Origin of the sequence: Aquimarina aggregata (genome assembly GCF_001632745.1) — a bacterium.
GTDB lineage: Bacteria > Bacteroidota > Bacteroidia > Flavobacteriales > Flavobacteriaceae > Aquimarina > Aquimarina aggregata.
Genome location: NZ_LQRT01000046.1, coordinates 203,373 through 219,510, shown reverse-complemented (window position 1 = coordinate 219,510; position 16,138 = coordinate 203,373). Strand labels below are relative to the sequence as shown.

Here is a 16,138-nt window from a genome sequence, read left to right as displayed (position 1 = left end):
CCTTCAGGTTAAACTTATGAAAATTTAATATCAATACAAAGGTCAAAAGTACCTTTTGGGTAACCATTAATAGCAAGACAATGGTTAATGAATAGATTGTTTTTTTGTTTTACCTACTCATAATAAATATGATCTTTCTTGATTTAATTACTCTTAATCATATTCACGAGACACTTTCCGCTATTATTTTTTCTTTTAATTCAATAATCTCATGAAGTGTTTTGACTTCTTGTTTTACACTTTTTCTAATGATCGGAATAAAAATAGCCGCTGCAATAATATAAGAAGTATTGATAAGAATCATCTGCCAAGTGCTAAAATAAAGACTAAATTCTGGTGTTATCATATAAAACCCAATAGTATATAAAAGAATAATAATTACGGTTATAGGTCCATGTATCCTTTTCCTAAAATTATAATAGTTTATTGTTTCTTGTGTTGTTGATAATACATTGTTGACTATGTCTACTTTTTTGGATTTTATAATACTGATAAATTCTATAATTATTCTTAAAAAAAGACCACCAATCATTAATCCAACACCAATTCTACTTAGTATTTGTTGTACTGGAGCGATATAATAGAAAAATAAACTTATAACAACTAAAGTAATTAGTAATACGACTATATTTCCATACTGAAATCGTATAGTTGAAGCCTTTTTCTTTGTAACGGCAGCTAACATAGTGTCCATTGCCATTGGTTCGTTTCGTATTTGTTCTTTATTTTTTTGCCACTTACGTTGTAAGTCATCGAATTCATTGTTCATTGTCCAATATTTTTTTAAGTCTTTTCTTAATTCTGTGAATTTTTACTCTAACATTAGTAGGTTGAATACCTAAAACATTTGATATGTTGTCATAGTCTTGACCTTCTAATACCATCATGATAATTAATCGGTCAATTTTTTCTAGTTTACCTATTGCTCGGTATAAACTTTGGTCTTGTTCTGTCTTAGAACCCGAATGTTCGTCTGCTAGTATTCCTTCTATTTTTTCTAAGGGTATATTACTTTTCTTTTTTTCTTTTCTGATATATTGAAGACATGTGTTTACGGTTATGCGATATACCCATGTTTTAGAAGATGATTTACCTTTGAATTTATCGATGGCTTTCCAGATATTTATAAAGACTTCTTGAGATAAATCGTTAGCGATATCCGTATCACCCTTCATAAAACCCAAACACATTTGTAATACCATAGGATAACACTGTCTATATATAGTATCAAAAAACTGTTGGTTCTTCTTACTCATCTGCTAAAAAGGCATTAACTTTTGCATAAAACCATTCGGGTTGATCAAACATGATAAAGTGTTTACTGTCATCTGCCATTACTATCGTTTTGTTTGACAATTTTTTATATTGTTTTTCATAATTTGATTGTGCAATGGCTTTATTTGGGTACGATGCTCCTAAAATTAGAGTTTTTGCAGTAATCCTATCTAGTATTGTTCTTAAATCTAGTTTTAGTAAATCAGTATATCCATATACATAAGTTTCTCTGTCGGCCTCTGACATCCAATTAACAAGAGTATCATATTTGTCCTTTTGATTGGTCATATTCTGCGCCATCATAGTTGCCGTTTGTTTAAATGCAGCATCTTTCATGACCAATAATTGTTGATTATAAGGACTTTCATATTGAATATTGCTTTCTGGTACTCCTGGCATCATGAGTTCACGCATACAAGGGATTGCATCAACAATAATTATTTTATGTATGTTTTGAGGAAGTATTGCAGCTAAATCTGTTGCAAGATTACCTCCCATACTATGCCCGATAATTGTAACGTGATTTAGCTTTCTATCTTTAATATAGTTTACTAACTCTTGTTTGATAGTAGTATACCAAGGCATTTTTATTGGTGGATTACCATTAAAACCAGCATATGAAATTAAATGTGCTTCGTTTTTTGAAGCTAAATGATTTACTGTTTCTTTCCAGATTGATCCGGGAGTGGTAAAACCTGGTAAGAAAAGAATTGTATTCCCTTTTCCTATAACTTCTGATTTTATTGCCGAATTTTGACTAAACCCGAAGCATGCAATAAATAATACTACTAAAGTTGTTCTAAATGTTTTCATCGTTTTTGTATTTTGATTTTCCCTTTGATGCACAAATTTTAGTATTGTTACACCTGTTCTAAAAAAAAATCAAAAAGAGTAAACGATATTATGCTTTTTCCTTTAAATACAGCTAATTATGTATAAGACTAGTTACTTTGATACTACACTAAAAATAAACAGTACTATTTTATAAAAGATTAGTTTTGAACCGCTTCCATTTTTAAAGTAATTTCTTTTTTGTGGTCTTCATAGTATTTTAAATGTTCACGATCGTATTCTTTAGCTAGCTTTATAGCCTTTTCCTGTACTTTTAGTGCTTCTTTAAATTTGTTGTTTGCAATTAACGCAGATGCAAGAGTACTTAATGCTTGTGCAGATTTTGGACGATAGGTCACCAAACGTTTGTATACTTCTATAGATTCATCATATCGTTTTTGTCTTAAAAGTCTATTGGCACTTGCCTGTAAACTGCTTCCACTATTCCAACGTTCTGCTTTTGGTAAAATTGGATACCCATATTCTGAGGATAGCCTTTTGTAATATGTATCAATATTACTTATCGTATTGCCGTTTTGTTTTTCAAAATCGCTAAACTCTTTATTCCATTTATTTTTTGGAAAAAATACTTCCATGGCCTTAATAAAACCAGATAAGACTACTCCATAATGACTTTCATTAGCAATAACTTCTGCCTTTATTTTGATTTTGTCTGAAGTATATGATGATGTTTTGTTTTGTAATGTTTTTATGTTGGTAGCAATTTTAGCATCATATGTAACATCTTCATCGGCAGATGTAACGTATAAATGTGCTCTGCGATTTTTGTTAGTATTTAATCGATCTATAATGGCATCTATAAATGTTTCTTCAGGTTTATATCCCATCCCTAGAATATCTCCTGAGGCAATAGCAACATGAGCTTGAAACAAATCCGGCATTTTACTAAAAGTATGTAAAGGAAAAGTTGAAGTAGCAGAGGTTCCCACGATCATTCTATAATCAGCAGTTCTATATTGCTTAGAGAGATATGAAAATAGCTCATCTTTTAAAAACTTACTAAATACATCAGGGTTTCCATCAAAGGGCATTTGTTTCCAACTTTTTGGCCAAAATTCACTATTATTTGTATACACTTTTGGAGCATAAAATTTTTCAAAGTCATTTGGAAAACTTACTACAATTGCTTCGGGCATGCTACTTACAGAGCTAAGATGTTTTACTACACCAGTTATTTGATAGAAAAATTCATCCTCTAGTAATACAATTAACGGATAGGTATGCAACGGACAATCATTATCATAAGTTTCTGGTAAATAGATGTTAAGCCCTACGTTTTGCTTTAGAATTTTTGAATTTATAGTATGCTGTTCTATTGATGCAATTGGAGATACTTTAACCTGAGCGCTTGTATTATATATAAAATGAGCAAGTATAAAAGTTAAAAAAAAGGTTCGGAGTTTCATGGCGGTTATTACTGAAGTTACTTTCTATTGTTTTAATACGGTTATAGGTTTTAAGAGGTAACTATTTTGTTGGTAATTATAAACGTTGAATTTATCGTTTTTTTAAAATCTTACTTTTTTGGTGGTCATATTCATCTTGCGTAATAGCTCCATCATCTAGAAGTTTCTTTAGTTTGGTTAACTTGTCAATTCCATCTTCTTTAGTGATAGGTGTTTGCGATTTTACGACAATAGGTTGTGGTTTACTATCGCTGGATAAACTCCATACTAATGATACTACCCAACCAATAAGACTCCACCCTAGAAAAAAGTTTAATGCTATTATAGCAACTAAATTTTTTTTCCATCGTATAAGTGCAATGATCGATGGTATAAAATAGAAAGCAATAGCAACAATTATCATTATGACGATCACTGTATCCTGCTCGGATAAGCTCTTTGCTTGCAAAAAGAAATTCATAGAATTTTATGTATTAATAATTATTTGGGATACATAAAACAGGAAGGGGAAAATGGTTTTATGTATTTGAGCACTAAACTAATAAAAAATATTAAATAGTGATGAATAAAAGTGTTGATTTCTATATAGATTCTTTAAATACCACATTAGTAAAAAGAATTTAATTGTATTTAGATAAAATCATTTGGCAAAATTCATTTATTTTTTCAGTATCGCCTTCTCTGGCATTAAAAAAGTTTAGAATACTCATCTCAAAAGGTAAATCTGCAGAGTATAAATAGATTGGCAATACAGTATCACTACCTTCGGTTATAAACTTTAAATTACAAAAGGAATATTCATACTTACAAAACTTGGATTGTACAAAGGCGTCAGATAAACATACTATAAATCGTTTAGAGTTTGCCATAGAAGTATTTAATTTATCTAACCAATTCGTTCCAATATCAATATCTTCGGTATCTATAAAGAGATTAAATTTTTCTCCCAGAACATTCTTAATGATTTCTACTTCTTTGGTGTTTTTTCGACTATAACTTACAAAAAAATCATAAGGAGGAGCTGGTGCTTTTGGAAGTTGACCAGTGTTAATTTTCTTTTTTTGTGAAAAAAGTAATTTTAGAGAGTTTACTTTAGACTCGTCTATCTCTACAATTTTGATGGTTTCAAAAGGTGTTTTTTCTAACCATAACAGGCTTGTGTTAACCAGTTCTTTTACAACAAGTTCTTCAGAATAGTTTTGGTCTCCAGTCATTAATAAAGGCATAGCAATTGTTTTTATTGAATGGCTTTTTGAAATGAATGTTAAGCTTTGAAAAATTTCTGCGATTTGCGAATACGGATTCGTATGGGGGATAGGTTCAAAACACAAAATCCTTTTAGTATTTGGGTAATCAATTTCTTTAGAGATCCAACAATGAGAAAAAGCTCTTAGATCTAACTCTTTATTTTTGGATAATTTTTCTATAGACAATCCTTTGCGATGCAGTCCACCGATAAGAGAAGTTGTGGTAGGAGAGTAGTTATCAGGAAAAGCTGAAAGTACAAGGAAATCAACCTTGTGGTCATCTGAAATATTAGTTAAATCTCCTTTAAACAATTGAAGAGATTTTTTTTCTGACAATTTTAATTCAGAAACAAGCTCCATAGATATTCTGGTTTATACTATTGATTACTATTTGTAGAATAAATATAGCATCTTTATTTATAAAAAATCAAGGAATTATAGATGAGATGTTTTAAAATTTACACCTGCCTGTTTAACAAGGGTTTTACTTTTGTTTTTCTTTTCCAATATATCATATAAATGATTCCTAGAATCGTAGGCGTAATCCAAGCGAATAAATTTCCGATACCTAAGCCAGCAACAATAAAGGCAGTTACAGAAGCTATAAAAGCACCTATCATTTTACTTATATGAGAGGTTAGCCAGGCGTTTTTTGTTACTGAATACGTGCTGTAAAACCTAAAATCTTTTACCGTTGTAAATAGCCCAAAAGCGCCAAAGAATAAAAATAAAACACTGTTTTCTATCACATTTATAACACCATAACTACCAACAGCTATCATTACTACAGAAAATAATAACATGCTTCCGGAAATTACTTTATCTATCCAATCTGTTTGTTTTTTATGCTTAGATTTAAACAAAAGTGCTCTTTTGCCTGCCACAACTAAATAAATAGTAAAAAGACCAATTAAGAATAAGAAGATATTTTCATGATTGGGCATCAAAGAAATTGGCAATGAAATTAATGAACTTGTGATCATGCCAATAGAGAATAGTTTTCCAGTTTTTTTATGAAGTTTAGTTCCTTTTTTAGCGATTATACTTACTATTCCTGTTAACAATCCAAGCCCTCCAAAAAAAGCATGTATGTAAATGAAAATTTTAATTGTTTGTTCCATCAGTTAGTTTTATGATCCCAAAGATTGAAATTAGATTTGAATTTCTAAGGGTAAACTTACTGAATTGTTGATTTTTTAGGATGAATAGTGGGCTTAAAAAATTACTTGATTTTTCCATCATGGAATCCTGCTCTTTTCCAATTCGGTTTTTCAAGAATCCAAATATTAGTTACTCGAAATTCATTTTCTGTTAATTTGCCGAGTCTAGTGGTAGAAGTACTAACTTTTGCGGTTACTATCGCAGTGTTATTATAAAATGTTACTTTTTTTTCTGTCATTTCATATGCGTTAACAATAAGGTTTCCAGAATCAATTTCCTTTTTCCTTTTGCGTAGGTACGTCAGCCATGTATTCTTGTCTATAGCTTTTGACGTACTATTAGTATGCGTATAATTATTCGTAATCATTGAGGCTAACTGTTCAACATTACCTTCTTTAAAGGCATTATTAAATTTGTCGATACTTAGCCAAAGTAGCTGTTCGTTTTTAGAATTATCGTCTTTTTGATCGTCTTTTGTAGAACAAGCTATAAAAACTATTGAAATAATAACTATCAGAATAATGAGCTTGCTATTCATAATTTTTTCCATTAGAGATATTATTTTTTGAAGTTATCTTTATGAATGCTAAAAATACTATTGTCTAGGTTACCTTCATCTTTTTTATTTTTATGATAACTAAAGTTGTTGTTTTTAAGTAGTTTTTTAGAAGGGATATTATCTTTGTGCGTATATGCTTCTATAGTGTCTAAGTGTAACGTTTTAAATCCATAGTTGAGCACACAATATAATGCTTCACTCATAATGCCCTGACCGTGCGATTTAGGATGCAAATCGTAACCAACTTCAGCTGTTTTAAAATCTTTTGAGAATTTCCATAAACAAATAGTACCTATGGTAAGCGTTGTATCTCTTTTTGTGATACACCAAAATAATATTTCGCCTTTTTTAGTCTGATTATTAATTCTGGTTATAAAATTAGTAACATCTTCGTCGGTATTTGTTCGTTGTCTTTTTATATATTGATTAACTTCTTCATTGGACCTAAGGAAACGAATAGCTTCTCTATCACTATCTACTAATGGTCTTAGAGTTAATCTTTCGGTTTTTAATTCAGGAACTGTATTCATTATGTTATTTACTTTCTTCTTTTATGTTAGGTTGCTCTTTTGCTTCGAATTGAAAAATATCATTTCGTGCATAATGTCCAATAACATCAAAATCAAGTTTACTATGACTGATTTCATCTAAATCTAATTCTGCAATTAAAACTCCGGCTTTTCCAAAAAGTGGCCCTTCGATAACTTTACCTAGAGGAGAAACAATTATACTGCCTCCCGGGCATATCTCTTCAGGATCATCTTTAACAAGGTCTTGATATTTTTGAGGATACATGGATTTGGTATAATATTGATTACAGCCCAATACAAAACACCTTCCTTCTAAGGCTATGTGCTTCATAGTTGCGGTCCATTCGGATCTAGAATCTGCAGTTGGTGCGATATAAATTTCAACACCTTTTTTATACATTGACATTCTTGCCAGAGGCATATAATTTTCCCAGCAAATCAGCCCTCCTAATTTTCCAATCTTGGTTTTAAAAGTAACAAGAGATTCTCCCGCGGCTTCTGCCCAAATAATTCTTTCTGTTCCCGTAGGTTTAATTTTTCTGTGTACACCTAATAAACCGTCTGTTGGGGATATGTATAGCATAGAACAATATAAACTTCCGTTAATTTCTTGTTTTTCGGTAACACCTATAACTAAATATATATGCTGAGCTTTAGAAAGTTTTTCTAGTCTTTTTAAATCGTCACTTTCTAGATCAATACTATTTTTATAATATTCAGAATATAAAATTCTTCCTTCGTCTGTTCTGCTACCTACTTTAGCTCCAAAAGAAAACCCACGTGGATATCCTGGTATGAAGGATTCAGGAAAAACAAGAAGTTCACAACCTTGTTTTGCATATTTTATAGTGAGATCTTCTATTTTTTTGATAGTTTTATTTTTATCAAAAAAGACAGGACTATTTTGTACTAACCCAACTTTTATTTTCATATTTTCGATTCTAGATTTGAATGATATTATTTAAATAAGATTACAATTCCGCCAATAGCGGTCATAATCAAAATAAATTTTCGATATTGGTGATCCTTAAATCTTTTTACAACTTTAATTCCTATAATAAAACCTATGATAACTCCAGGAATAAGGTATAAATCTGTTGTAAGAGATTCTTTATGTATTGTCTCCCAACTAAATATATGAAAAGGTAATTTAAATAGGTTGATAATAAAGAATAACCAAGCCGCTGTGCCGATAAATTCATTTTTAGGAATCCGAGTTGCCATAAAAAAGATATTGGTAAATGCTCCTGCGAGATTACCTATCATCGTGGTAAAACCAGCGGCAAAACCAGTAGTACCAATAAACCATAACTTCTTTGGTACATTACTTTTATCGTAACGTTCCCAAAAGAACATTATAATGACGCTAATAATGATAATAATAGCCATTCCTTTTTTAAATAATTCTTCTGGTAAATTTTTACCAACAAATACTGCAACTAATACTCCAGCAATCATCCATGGTAAGAATTGCAAAAGATATTTCCATCGAGTATGCCTATTATAGTAAGTTACAGCAAGAATATCTGCAAAAATCAAAAGTGGTAAAAGTATACCCGTGGATGCTTTGGCACCATGAACTAGCGCCATTAATGTAACAATAACGATTCCCATACCTTTAAGTCCAGATTTGGACATGCCAAGAATAATTGCAGCAATAAATGTGATAATATATGGTATCATTTTTATAGTATTAGGCCATGATATTTTTAAAATGAATTAATTACTTGCATACCTTTATTATCAAAGGTGTTCATGTTAGGTAAAGCAGTAATAGCATCTTCTAACGAAATAGTTTTCTGAATCAATCTTTCAGGTTGTAAAGTACCGTTTTTGATCATAGTTAACATTTCTGGATATTTATAAGCCTGCATCCCATGACTTCCTATAATTTCTAACTCATTTGCCAAAACTTGATCCATAGGTATTTTTGGGTGTTGATGATCTCCAGTCATTAAACCTACTTGAATATGTTTCCCTTGTTTTCTTAAATTAGCAATAGAATTAAAACATGTCGTTGCACTTCCTAGAGCATCTATAGATACATGAACGCCACCATTAGATATTGATTTTATATGCTCTATTATGTTTTTATTATTAGCTGCATTAATCGTATTGGTTGCCCCTAATTCAGAAGCTAATTTTAAATTATCATCATTAATGTCAATTGCTATTACCTGAGCTCCTAATGCATTGGCAATCATAACAGCAGATAAACCAACACCGCCACAACCATGTATAGCTATGTATTGGCCCCCAGTAACCTTGCCTTGTGCTACAACAGCTCTAAAAGAGGTAATAAAACGACATCCAAGTGTAGCGGCCGTAATATCATTAATTTCATTAGGAAGTTTTACAAGATTTGTATTGGCGTAATCAATACTTACATACTCTGCAAATGACCCCCAATGTGTAAATCCTGGTTGAGATTGATGATCGCATACTTGATGGTTTCCAGAGATACAAGGAGCACATGTCCCGCAACCACAAACAAAAGGTACCGTAACACGATCTCCTATTTTGAAATTAGATACATTTTTACCAAGCTCAACAATTACACCAGCTAACTCATGTCCAGGTATATGTGGTAATTCTATATCTTGATCATGTCCCATCCACCCATGCCAGTCGCTTCTACAAAGCCCTGTAGCTTTTACTTGGATAACAACACCATTTTCTTTTGGTGTTGGATCTGTAACATTTTGGATGCTTAATGGGCCTTGAAATGATTCGTAAACAAGTGCTTTCATTTGTTTGTGATTCTCTTTAGTTCTATACTATTTTAATTACTGATATATATGTTATCTTGCTTTATCGAATAGCTTCTAAAAAAGGTTTCATTTCTAGTAAATTGATATCATCTCGTTTACGCAATTCTCTTAAAAACCAACCTTTATGACCTGCACCGTATATGATTAACATTCTTTTTCCTTGATATCGATGTTTTTCCAGTGCTTTTTCAATATTCCAATAATGAGCGATATTAATGTTGTCCCAGCCTCCAAGACCTAATTCTACATTAAATAATCTATTGTACACTTGTAGGCTTATATCTTGTATGCTATCATATGTATTTGTGTGTATAAAATACGGATCATTTACTTTACCTGTCGCTTTATATACGTCATCAGATTGTTTGTTTGCGGCTAAGTAAGTTTTCCAGTCTTTTGCACGAGTACTATCTTTACGTATAGCCCTTAGTTTTTGACTTCGCTCATCTGCCATAGGTTTGGTCCAACCAGCTGTAGGAATAATTTCAAATTCCATTTCTTTGGTGAGTGGAAAAACAACATCTGTATATTCTGGAAAACGCATTACTCTTGGTTCTGAAATGCTATCATTTTTTATGAAACCCAAAGCAGCTTCTTCAAAACGATCAGGTGGGATTTCTGCAAGAATATAATCTGGTTTTATTTGTTTGATTAGTCTTTTTAAATAAGAGATATTATAAATGCTGTCGGTACGATGCCCACTATGAATAGTTCCTAAAACCAATACTTCATTTTTGTTCTTTTGAGAATTTGTTTTGTTGGATGTGTCACAACTTAAAATAAGCCCTGCTATAAGTAGAAAGCATAAAAATTTATATATGGAATTCATTTTATTTTTTCATTAAATAATATACTATGTTTTTAGAAAAGAATATAATTCAATTAATTTTTTAAAAAGCTAACAAAAGAATCAGTATAGTCAATACAATTTAAACAATAAAGTAACGAAGTCTTATCTATCACACATGTTATATTATTTTTTTTAGAATATTCTTTAAGTTTAGAAACAAGCTTATCTTTTACTTTTTTCTTTCGATCAGCTATAGCTTTTATTCCTTCGGCACGAATTTTTTCTATTTGCTGTTCAAGTTCTATTATCTGATTTTGTCTTTTTTCTATTTCTTCTGTAGTCCAATCTTGAGTACCATCATCATGAATATTAACTGAGTTTGAGAATTGTTGTACCATCATTTTCAAAGAATCTTCAATCTTTATTTTTAGGAGTTCAATACCTTTTAGATCATTTGAATATTCATTTACGTTCTGAATTACTTTATCATATTCAATATACCCTTCTTTGTTTTGTGAAAAGGTATCAAGACCAAAATGGAGTAGAATTAAAATACTGTATAAATGTTTCATGGGATTAAACTTATTTTATTCATAATAAAAGACAGAATAAAACAAAATCATGTGACAAGTAAATCAATTATCTTCTCAATAGGTTTTAATTCTGAAGGAATAACAGTAATTGATTCTAGAACACTACTTCCCACTACAGTGAAGTTGTCCTGCAATGCTTTTATACAACGCTCTGCTTCTTTAATGGTAACCCCGTTTGGTACCTGATAGTACGTTTTACTATAATCTTGAGGTTCTAAACAATCAAAATCAAAATGAAGATAAACATTCGTAATATTTTTTGACTTTAGTGTTTGTACTAAATCATTACTATCTGTTTTGATAGGAGCATAAATATTTCCTTTATCAATTCTTTCTTGTTCGGTTTTATCAATATCACGAAGACCTACATAGTGAATCTGTGATGCCTGTATTGTCGAAAATAAAAGAGGATTCATTTTTGCTTCACCTTCACCTAATAAAGTGCGCAATGGCATACCGTGAAAATTACAACTTGGAGAGTCGCAGGGTTTATTAATATCTGCATGGGCGTCAAACCAAATGACACCCAAGTTCGGATATTTTTGATTGAGGTATGAAACGGGCACAATCTCTAGACCGCAATCCCCACCGATAGTTTTAATGAAATCTGGTTGATTATTTTCGATGTTGTTTTTTAGACGATTTAATTGCTCCGTTATCGCCTCATAGTTATTAATATGATGTTTTTTCTCACCGTTTTTTCCGGCGGGAATTTCAGATAGGGGAATATTTATAAATTCAGAATCATTTATATAATTTAATATGGCTTTGGCTCCTGGTTCAATATTTTTACCATTACCAGAACCTTGCCATTGTGGAAAATATATTTTCATGTGTTTTGTGGATATTAAATCTAATACTTAAGTTCTTGTATCGTATTTTTAAGCATATTTCTAACAATTACCTTATGAAATGGTTTAACGGGTAAAAAATATACTTTGCCGAACCAATTATTAAATACAACAATCGTAGAAATGATTAACTTTTTTTTATGTTGTGTATGTGAATCCAGAAAAAGAGAGACTCTAAAATCAAGATGTTTATCATCTTCTCCTAAGATTATTTCATTTTCAGTTTTATCAAATATTTTAAACAAACCTATCTGTTCTCCTTTTTCTATAATTAATTTTTTTTCTTTGCTTATTGCGTGTCCTGTTTTTAAACCAAAGAGGGATACTATTTTATTTCGAAACGAAAGTAACAAACCAATCCATTTTGGTGAAGAAACAAAAAAAGCATTTCCTACTTGATCAATAGTAATTGTTTTATCCTGTAGATCAATTTGTCCACAGTAACTATCCCTATAATCGTTAGGATTATTAATTAACATCGACGTTTCAGGTAGGGCTACTTTTTTAATTTGCATTACATGGATTTCACATTTATATAAAAGTTAGGATCAACACTAATTGTATCACCTTTTAAATTAACAGTTTGCCAATCTGCATTTGGTTGAATCCATTTTGGTTTGTTATCAATAAAAATACGTACGGGAGTATCATATTTTTCTATGATATTCGTGTATCGAAATTTTAACTTTTCATCTTTGAATGAATATTCTAGAGTAGGAATTTTTGTTGTTCTAAGGTATTGATCAAAAAACTGGGTAAGATCAATTTTTGTAGTTTTACTAATGTATTCTTCAATTTGTTTTGTGGTAACCGTTTGATGGTAAAATTCACTATTAAGACCTCTTAAAACACTACGCCATTTCTCATCATCTTCGATGAGTTGTCGCAATGTATGCAGCATATTACTACCTTTTAAATACATGTCGCCGGATCCTTCTTTATTTACATTATAAGGACCTATGATAGGCCGGTCATTTTGAATTCTTTTACGTGTACCAATTACATATTCTGAAGAAGCTTTTTTTCCGTAGTGATAATCAAGAAATAAACTCTCTGAATATGCCGTAAACCCTTCATGTACCCACATATCTGCGGCATCTTTATACGTGATATTATTTGCAAACCATTCATGACCAGCTTCATGAATAATAATAAAATCAAATTTTAAACCCCAACCTGAACCAGAAAGGTCATTGCCTAAATATCCATTCATATACTTATTTCCATAAGTAACAGAACTCTGATGTTCCATCCCTAAGTAAGGTACCTCTACTAACTTAAAACTGTCCTCATAAAAAGGGTAGGGACCAAACCAATGCTCAAAAGCTTTCATCATTTTAGGAGCATCCTTAAATTGTTTCTTTGCTTTGTCAAGATTATCTTTTAAAACATAATAATCCATGTCTAATTCGCCTTTTTCTCCCTTGTATTTTTCACCAAAATGGGTATAATCACCTATGTTGATATTTACCCCATAATTATTGATAGGGTTATTAACAAACCAATGAAAAGTTTTTGTCTTATCATCATGTTCTTCGACTTTGCGCAATCTTCCATTAGATACATTCATTAAATCATCAGGTACATTAACACTAATCAAAAGGCTATCAACCTCGTCATACATATGATCTTTATTTGGCCACCAAACGCTAGCACCTAAACCTTGACATGAAGAAGCAATAAAATGTTTGTTGTTTGTATCTTTGGTCCAAGAAATGCCACCATCCCAGGGTGCATTGATAGCTTCTCTTGGTTTTCCGCTATAAAAAACGGTAAGAGAATTAAGATCATTTTCCTTTTGTTTATGAGTAAGGGTTATAAAGTGTGCATTTTCTTCTGATTTTACTTGTAATTCTTTTCCTTGTTGTATTACTTTTTCAATTTTAAGAGGTGGTTGTAAATCAATTTGCATAACAGTACTACCTTTTAGCACTCTGTAATAAATAGTGTTTTTTCCAGAAATTGTTTTCTGATCAGGATCAACTTTAATATCCAGATGATAATACGTAAGATCCCACCATTCCCGTTCTGGGGTAATTGATCCTCGTAAAGTATCTTTCCTCGTAAAATTAGATTCTTGAGCAGATAAAATCATGCTTCCTAAAAAAAATAGGAATGCTAAAAAAAAGTTATTCATTGTTTTAATATTGCAACTTAGCTACTATAAAATTGTAGATTTTATTTTCATCCACAACTTACTTAAAATATAGGTTGCAACAATCACAACAATTGTTAAAATAATAGCGAGGGTATAGTTACCATAAATCCAGTACCCCGTTGCAAAAAGCACCCCATAAATAAGAACACACGCAACTAACATAGCAAGAATTCCAGAAGGGACACTCCATGTTGTAAAGTCTGTTTTTATAGTTACTCCTTCTTTTTCTGCGGTTTGCAATGTTGTTTTCCAACCGGGACCTCCGGGTTGTATCTTTTTATAAAAATCAAATAATACTTTATTATCTTCTGGCTTCGTTAAATAGGTAACGCCAATCCAAATTGCCGTTGTGATACCAACAATTATTGGGTATTTTGACCATGTAGGAAGCATTTCTTCATTAAACAAAACAAGATTTACAGATTTTAAATTAAAAATAATCGATATTATCCCCGAAGCAAACATGGCTGAGATTTCACTCCATGCATTGATTCTCCACCAAAACCAACGAAGAATAAAAATTAATCCAGTACCTGCACCAAACATGAGTATATAGTCAAAGATTTGTTTTGCGTTTGTTAATAGTAATGCTAGTAGAGCGCTTAATACCATAAGTAGAGCAGTTGATACTCTACCTACTAATACCAATTCTTTTTCTGATGCGTTTTTGTTTACTTGTTGTCTATAAAAATCATTTACAATATAGGATGATCCCCAATTTAGATGGGTAGATATTGTTGACATAAATGCCGCTATTAACGAGGCTAATACGATGCCTAGTAATCCAGAAGGTAACCGAGTCAACATAGCAGAATATGCAAGGTCATGACCTATTTTATCTTTTTGCACAACTTCTTCAGGAAAAGCTTCGCGAATAGCAGTAAGTCCTTCAGAAGCAAAGTAGTAGGCGTCCATTTGTTTTTGTTCCCCTTCTGTGAGTTCTCTTGTATCGGATATGGTCAGCATCTTAATATAGTTATGTTTAGCTGCTTCCATAGTATTTGCATCATCTTTAGGGTATAATACTAAGGATGCAAGAGCCACTAAAATCCAAGGCCAAGGTCGCAATGCATAATGCATAATGTTAAAAAAGAAAGTCGCACCGATTGCATGATTTTCATCTTTTGCAGCAAGCATACGCTGTGCAATATATCCACCCCCTCCAGGTTCTGCACCGGGATACCAAGCACTCCACCATTGTACGGCCAATGGAATGATTAATAATAAAACTAACAATTCTGTATTGTCAAAATCAGGTAACAAAGATATTTTGTCGGATACTTGCGGATGAGAAATAAGATTAGTAATCCCATCTACTTCTGGTAGGTTTACAATATAATATGCTGCACCGATAGCACCAATCATTGCTGTAAAAAAAAGAATAAAATCTGTATATACTACTCCTTTAAATCCGCCAATAGCACTAAAAATAACGGTTACCAATGAGGCTATTCCTACTGTTTCTAAAGCAGTAAGCCCAAGCATTACTTGTCCAATTTTAATCGCTGCGAGTGTTACTCCAGACATGGCTAGAACATTAAAAATCACACCGAGATAAATTGCACGAAAACCTCTTAAGAAATGAGCAGGTTTACCACCGTACCTCAAAGCATAAAACTCAATATCCGTATTCACGTTTGATTTTCTCCAGAGTTTGGCGTAAACAAAGACGGTTAATAACCCCGTAATCAAAAATGCCCACCAAGCCCAGTTTCCAGATACGCCTCCTTTTCTTATAATATCTGTAACTAAATTTGGAGTGTCTGTAGAAAAAGTAGTGGCTACCATTGATAGCCCTAAAAGCCACCAAGGCATATTTCTTCCAGAAAGAAAAAACTCGTTAGTATTCTTTCCTGACTTTTTTGAAACTACGATACCAATAACTAATGTTATCGTAAAAAAAGAAAATATTAGAATAAGATCTAATGTTGATAATGTGATCATG

Annotated in this window: 18 protein-coding genes; all 18 read right to left on the bottom strand. The window is 31.7% G+C overall.

What is annotated here, in order from left to right; all coding sequences use genetic code 11:
* Nucleotides 1–163: 163 nt before the first annotated feature.
* Nucleotides 164–769, bottom strand: a complete 606-nt coding sequence (locus AWE51_RS21870; protein WP_066318251.1) for a hypothetical protein — start codon at nucleotides 767–769, stop codon at nucleotides 164–166.
* Nucleotides 759–1,256, bottom strand: coding sequence for an RNA polymerase sigma factor (locus AWE51_RS21865; protein WP_066318249.1), 498 nt, complete (start codon nucleotides 1,254–1,256; stop codon nucleotides 759–761). The genes AWE51_RS21870 and AWE51_RS21865 overlap by 11 nt, the downstream gene beginning before the upstream one ends.
* Nucleotides 1,249–2,088: an alpha/beta fold hydrolase gene (locus AWE51_RS21860; RefSeq protein ID WP_066318248.1), complete on the bottom strand. Its 840-nt coding sequence runs from the start codon at nucleotides 2,086–2,088 to the stop codon at nucleotides 1,249–1,251. The genes AWE51_RS21865 and AWE51_RS21860 overlap by 8 nt, the downstream gene beginning before the upstream one ends.
* Before the next feature lie 179 nt (nucleotides 2,089–2,267).
* The gene (locus tag AWE51_RS21855) at nucleotides 2,268–3,533 is read right to left on the bottom strand and encodes an alpha/beta hydrolase-fold protein (protein WP_066318245.1); all 1,266 of its coding nucleotides are present in this window, start codon (nucleotides 3,531–3,533) and stop codon (nucleotides 2,268–2,270) included.
* 91 nt (nucleotides 3,534–3,624) lie between these two features.
* Nucleotides 3,625–3,993 carry a superinfection immunity protein gene (locus tag AWE51_RS21850; RefSeq protein ID WP_082832558.1) on the bottom strand — a complete coding sequence of 123 codons (369 nt, stop codon included), beginning with the start codon at nucleotides 3,991–3,993 and terminating at the stop codon, nucleotides 3,625–3,627.
* A 160-nt stretch (nucleotides 3,994–4,153) separates the two neighbouring features.
* Nucleotides 4,154–5,140, bottom strand: coding sequence for a toll/interleukin-1 receptor domain-containing protein (locus tag AWE51_RS21845; protein WP_066318238.1), 987 nt, complete (start codon nucleotides 5,138–5,140; stop codon nucleotides 4,154–4,156).
* Nucleotides 5,141–5,238: 98 nt separating this feature from the next.
* Nucleotides 5,239–5,901: a DUF2306 domain-containing protein gene (locus AWE51_RS21840; RefSeq protein ID WP_066318236.1), complete on the bottom strand. Its 663-nt coding sequence runs from the start codon at nucleotides 5,899–5,901 to the stop codon at nucleotides 5,239–5,241.
* Between the two features lie 101 nt (nucleotides 5,902–6,002).
* Nucleotides 6,003–6,479, bottom strand: a complete 477-nt coding sequence (locus AWE51_RS21835; RefSeq protein WP_232517430.1) for a nuclear transport factor 2 family protein — start codon at nucleotides 6,477–6,479, stop codon at nucleotides 6,003–6,005.
* Between the two features lie 20 nt (nucleotides 6,480–6,499).
* Nucleotides 6,500–7,030 carry a GNAT family N-acetyltransferase gene (locus AWE51_RS21830; protein ID WP_066318232.1) on the bottom strand — a complete coding sequence of 177 codons (531 nt, stop codon included), beginning with the start codon at nucleotides 7,028–7,030 and terminating at the stop codon, nucleotides 6,500–6,502.
* 4 nt (nucleotides 7,031–7,034) lie between these two features.
* Nucleotides 7,035–7,961 (bottom strand): carbon-nitrogen hydrolase family protein, encoded by a 927-nt coding sequence (locus AWE51_RS21825; RefSeq protein ID WP_066318229.1) that lies wholly within the window; start codon nucleotides 7,959–7,961, stop codon nucleotides 7,035–7,037.
* A 26-nt stretch (nucleotides 7,962–7,987) separates the two neighbouring features.
* Nucleotides 7,988–8,713: a sulfite exporter TauE/SafE family protein gene (locus tag AWE51_RS21820; RefSeq protein ID WP_066318222.1), complete on the bottom strand. Its 726-nt coding sequence runs from the start codon at nucleotides 8,711–8,713 to the stop codon at nucleotides 7,988–7,990.
* Nucleotides 8,714–8,739: 26 nt separating this feature from the next.
* Nucleotides 8,740–9,780, bottom strand: coding sequence for a zinc-dependent alcohol dehydrogenase family protein (locus AWE51_RS21815; RefSeq protein WP_066318219.1), 1,041 nt, complete (start codon nucleotides 9,778–9,780; stop codon nucleotides 8,740–8,742).
* Between the two features lie 61 nt (nucleotides 9,781–9,841).
* Entirely contained in the window at nucleotides 9,842–10,630 is a 789-nt protein-coding gene (locus AWE51_RS21810; protein ID WP_066318216.1) for a hypothetical protein, read from the bottom strand.
* A 53-nt stretch (nucleotides 10,631–10,683) separates the two neighbouring features.
* Nucleotides 10,684–11,163 carry an OmpH family outer membrane protein gene (locus AWE51_RS21805; protein ID WP_066318214.1) on the bottom strand — a complete coding sequence of 160 codons (480 nt, stop codon included), beginning with the start codon at nucleotides 11,161–11,163 and terminating at the stop codon, nucleotides 10,684–10,686.
* A gap of 47 nt (nucleotides 11,164–11,210) precedes the next feature.
* Complete coding sequence (locus AWE51_RS21800; protein ID WP_066318212.1) at nucleotides 11,211–12,017, bottom strand: arginase family protein; 807 nt, start codon at nucleotides 12,015–12,017, stop codon at nucleotides 11,211–11,213.
* Between the two features lie 20 nt (nucleotides 12,018–12,037).
* Entirely contained in the window at nucleotides 12,038–12,550 is a 513-nt protein-coding gene (locus AWE51_RS21795; protein WP_099098811.1) for a DUF2867 domain-containing protein, read from the bottom strand.
* A complete protein-coding gene (locus AWE51_RS21790; protein WP_066318210.1) occupies nucleotides 12,550–14,172 on the bottom strand; it encodes a M1 family metallopeptidase in 1,623 nt (540 codons plus the stop codon). Before AWE51_RS21790 ends, AWE51_RS21795 begins: the two co-directional genes overlap by 1 nt.
* A gap of 24 nt (nucleotides 14,173–14,196) precedes the next feature.
* The gene (locus AWE51_RS27080; RefSeq protein ID WP_232517429.1) at nucleotides 14,197–16,137 is read right to left on the bottom strand and encodes a sodium:solute symporter family protein; all 1,941 of its coding nucleotides are present in this window, start codon (nucleotides 16,135–16,137) and stop codon (nucleotides 14,197–14,199) included.
* Nucleotide 16,138 lies beyond the last annotated feature (1 nt).

Bases quoted from the DNA above. Each gene is read 5' to 3' on its own strand.
- AWE51_RS21870 (WP_066318251.1), bottom strand. From the start codon at position 769: ATGAACAATGAATTCGATGACTTACAACGTAAGTGGCAAAAAAATAAA.
- AWE51_RS21865 (WP_066318249.1), bottom strand. From the start codon at position 1,256: ATGAGTAAGAAGAACCAACAGTTTTTTGATACTATATATAGACAGTGT.
- AWE51_RS21860 (WP_066318248.1), bottom strand. From the start codon at position 2,088: ATGAAAACATTTAGAACAACTTTAGTAGTATTATTTATTGCATGCTTC.
- AWE51_RS21855 (WP_066318245.1), bottom strand. From the start codon at position 3,533: ATGAAACTCCGAACCTTTTTTTTAACTTTTATACTTGCTCATTTTATA.
- AWE51_RS21850 (WP_082832558.1), bottom strand. From the start codon at position 3,993: ATGAATTTCTTTTTGCAAGCAAAGAGCTTATCCGAGCAGGATACAGTG.
- AWE51_RS21845 (WP_066318238.1), bottom strand. From the start codon at position 5,140: ATGGAGCTTGTTTCTGAATTAAAATTGTCAGAAAAAAAATCTCTTCAA.
- AWE51_RS21840 (WP_066318236.1), bottom strand. From the start codon at position 5,901: ATGGAACAAACAATTAAAATTTTCATTTACATACATGCTTTTTTTGGA.
- AWE51_RS21835 (WP_232517430.1), bottom strand. From the start codon at position 6,479: ATGAATAGCAAGCTCATTATTCTGATAGTTATTATTTCAATAGTTTTT.
- AWE51_RS21830 (WP_066318232.1), bottom strand. From the start codon at position 7,030: ATGAATACAGTTCCTGAATTAAAAACCGAAAGATTAACTCTAAGACCA.
- AWE51_RS21825 (WP_066318229.1), bottom strand. From the start codon at position 7,961: ATGAAAATAAAAGTTGGGTTAGTACAAAATAGTCCTGTCTTTTTTGAT.
- AWE51_RS21820 (WP_066318222.1), bottom strand. From the start codon at position 8,713: ATGATACCATATATTATCACATTTATTGCTGCAATTATTCTTGGCATG.
- AWE51_RS21815 (WP_066318219.1), bottom strand. From the start codon at position 9,780: ATGAAAGCACTTGTTTACGAATCATTTCAAGGCCCATTAAGCATCCAA.
- AWE51_RS21810 (WP_066318216.1), bottom strand. From the start codon at position 10,630: ATGAATTCCATATATAAATTTTTATGCTTTCTACTTATAGCAGGGCTT.
- AWE51_RS21805 (WP_066318214.1), bottom strand. From the start codon at position 11,163: ATGAAACATTTATACAGTATTTTAATTCTACTCCATTTTGGTCTTGAT.
- AWE51_RS21800 (WP_066318212.1), bottom strand. From the start codon at position 12,017: ATGAAAATATATTTTCCACAATGGCAAGGTTCTGGTAATGGTAAAAAT.
- AWE51_RS21795 (WP_099098811.1), bottom strand. From the start codon at position 12,550: ATGCAAATTAAAAAAGTAGCCCTACCTGAAACGTCGATGTTAATTAAT.
- AWE51_RS21790 (WP_066318210.1), bottom strand. From the start codon at position 14,172: ATGAATAACTTTTTTTTAGCATTCCTATTTTTTTTAGGAAGCATGATT.
- AWE51_RS27080 (WP_232517429.1), bottom strand. From the start codon at position 16,137: ATGATCACATTATCAACATTAGATCTTATTCTAATATTTTCTTTTTTT.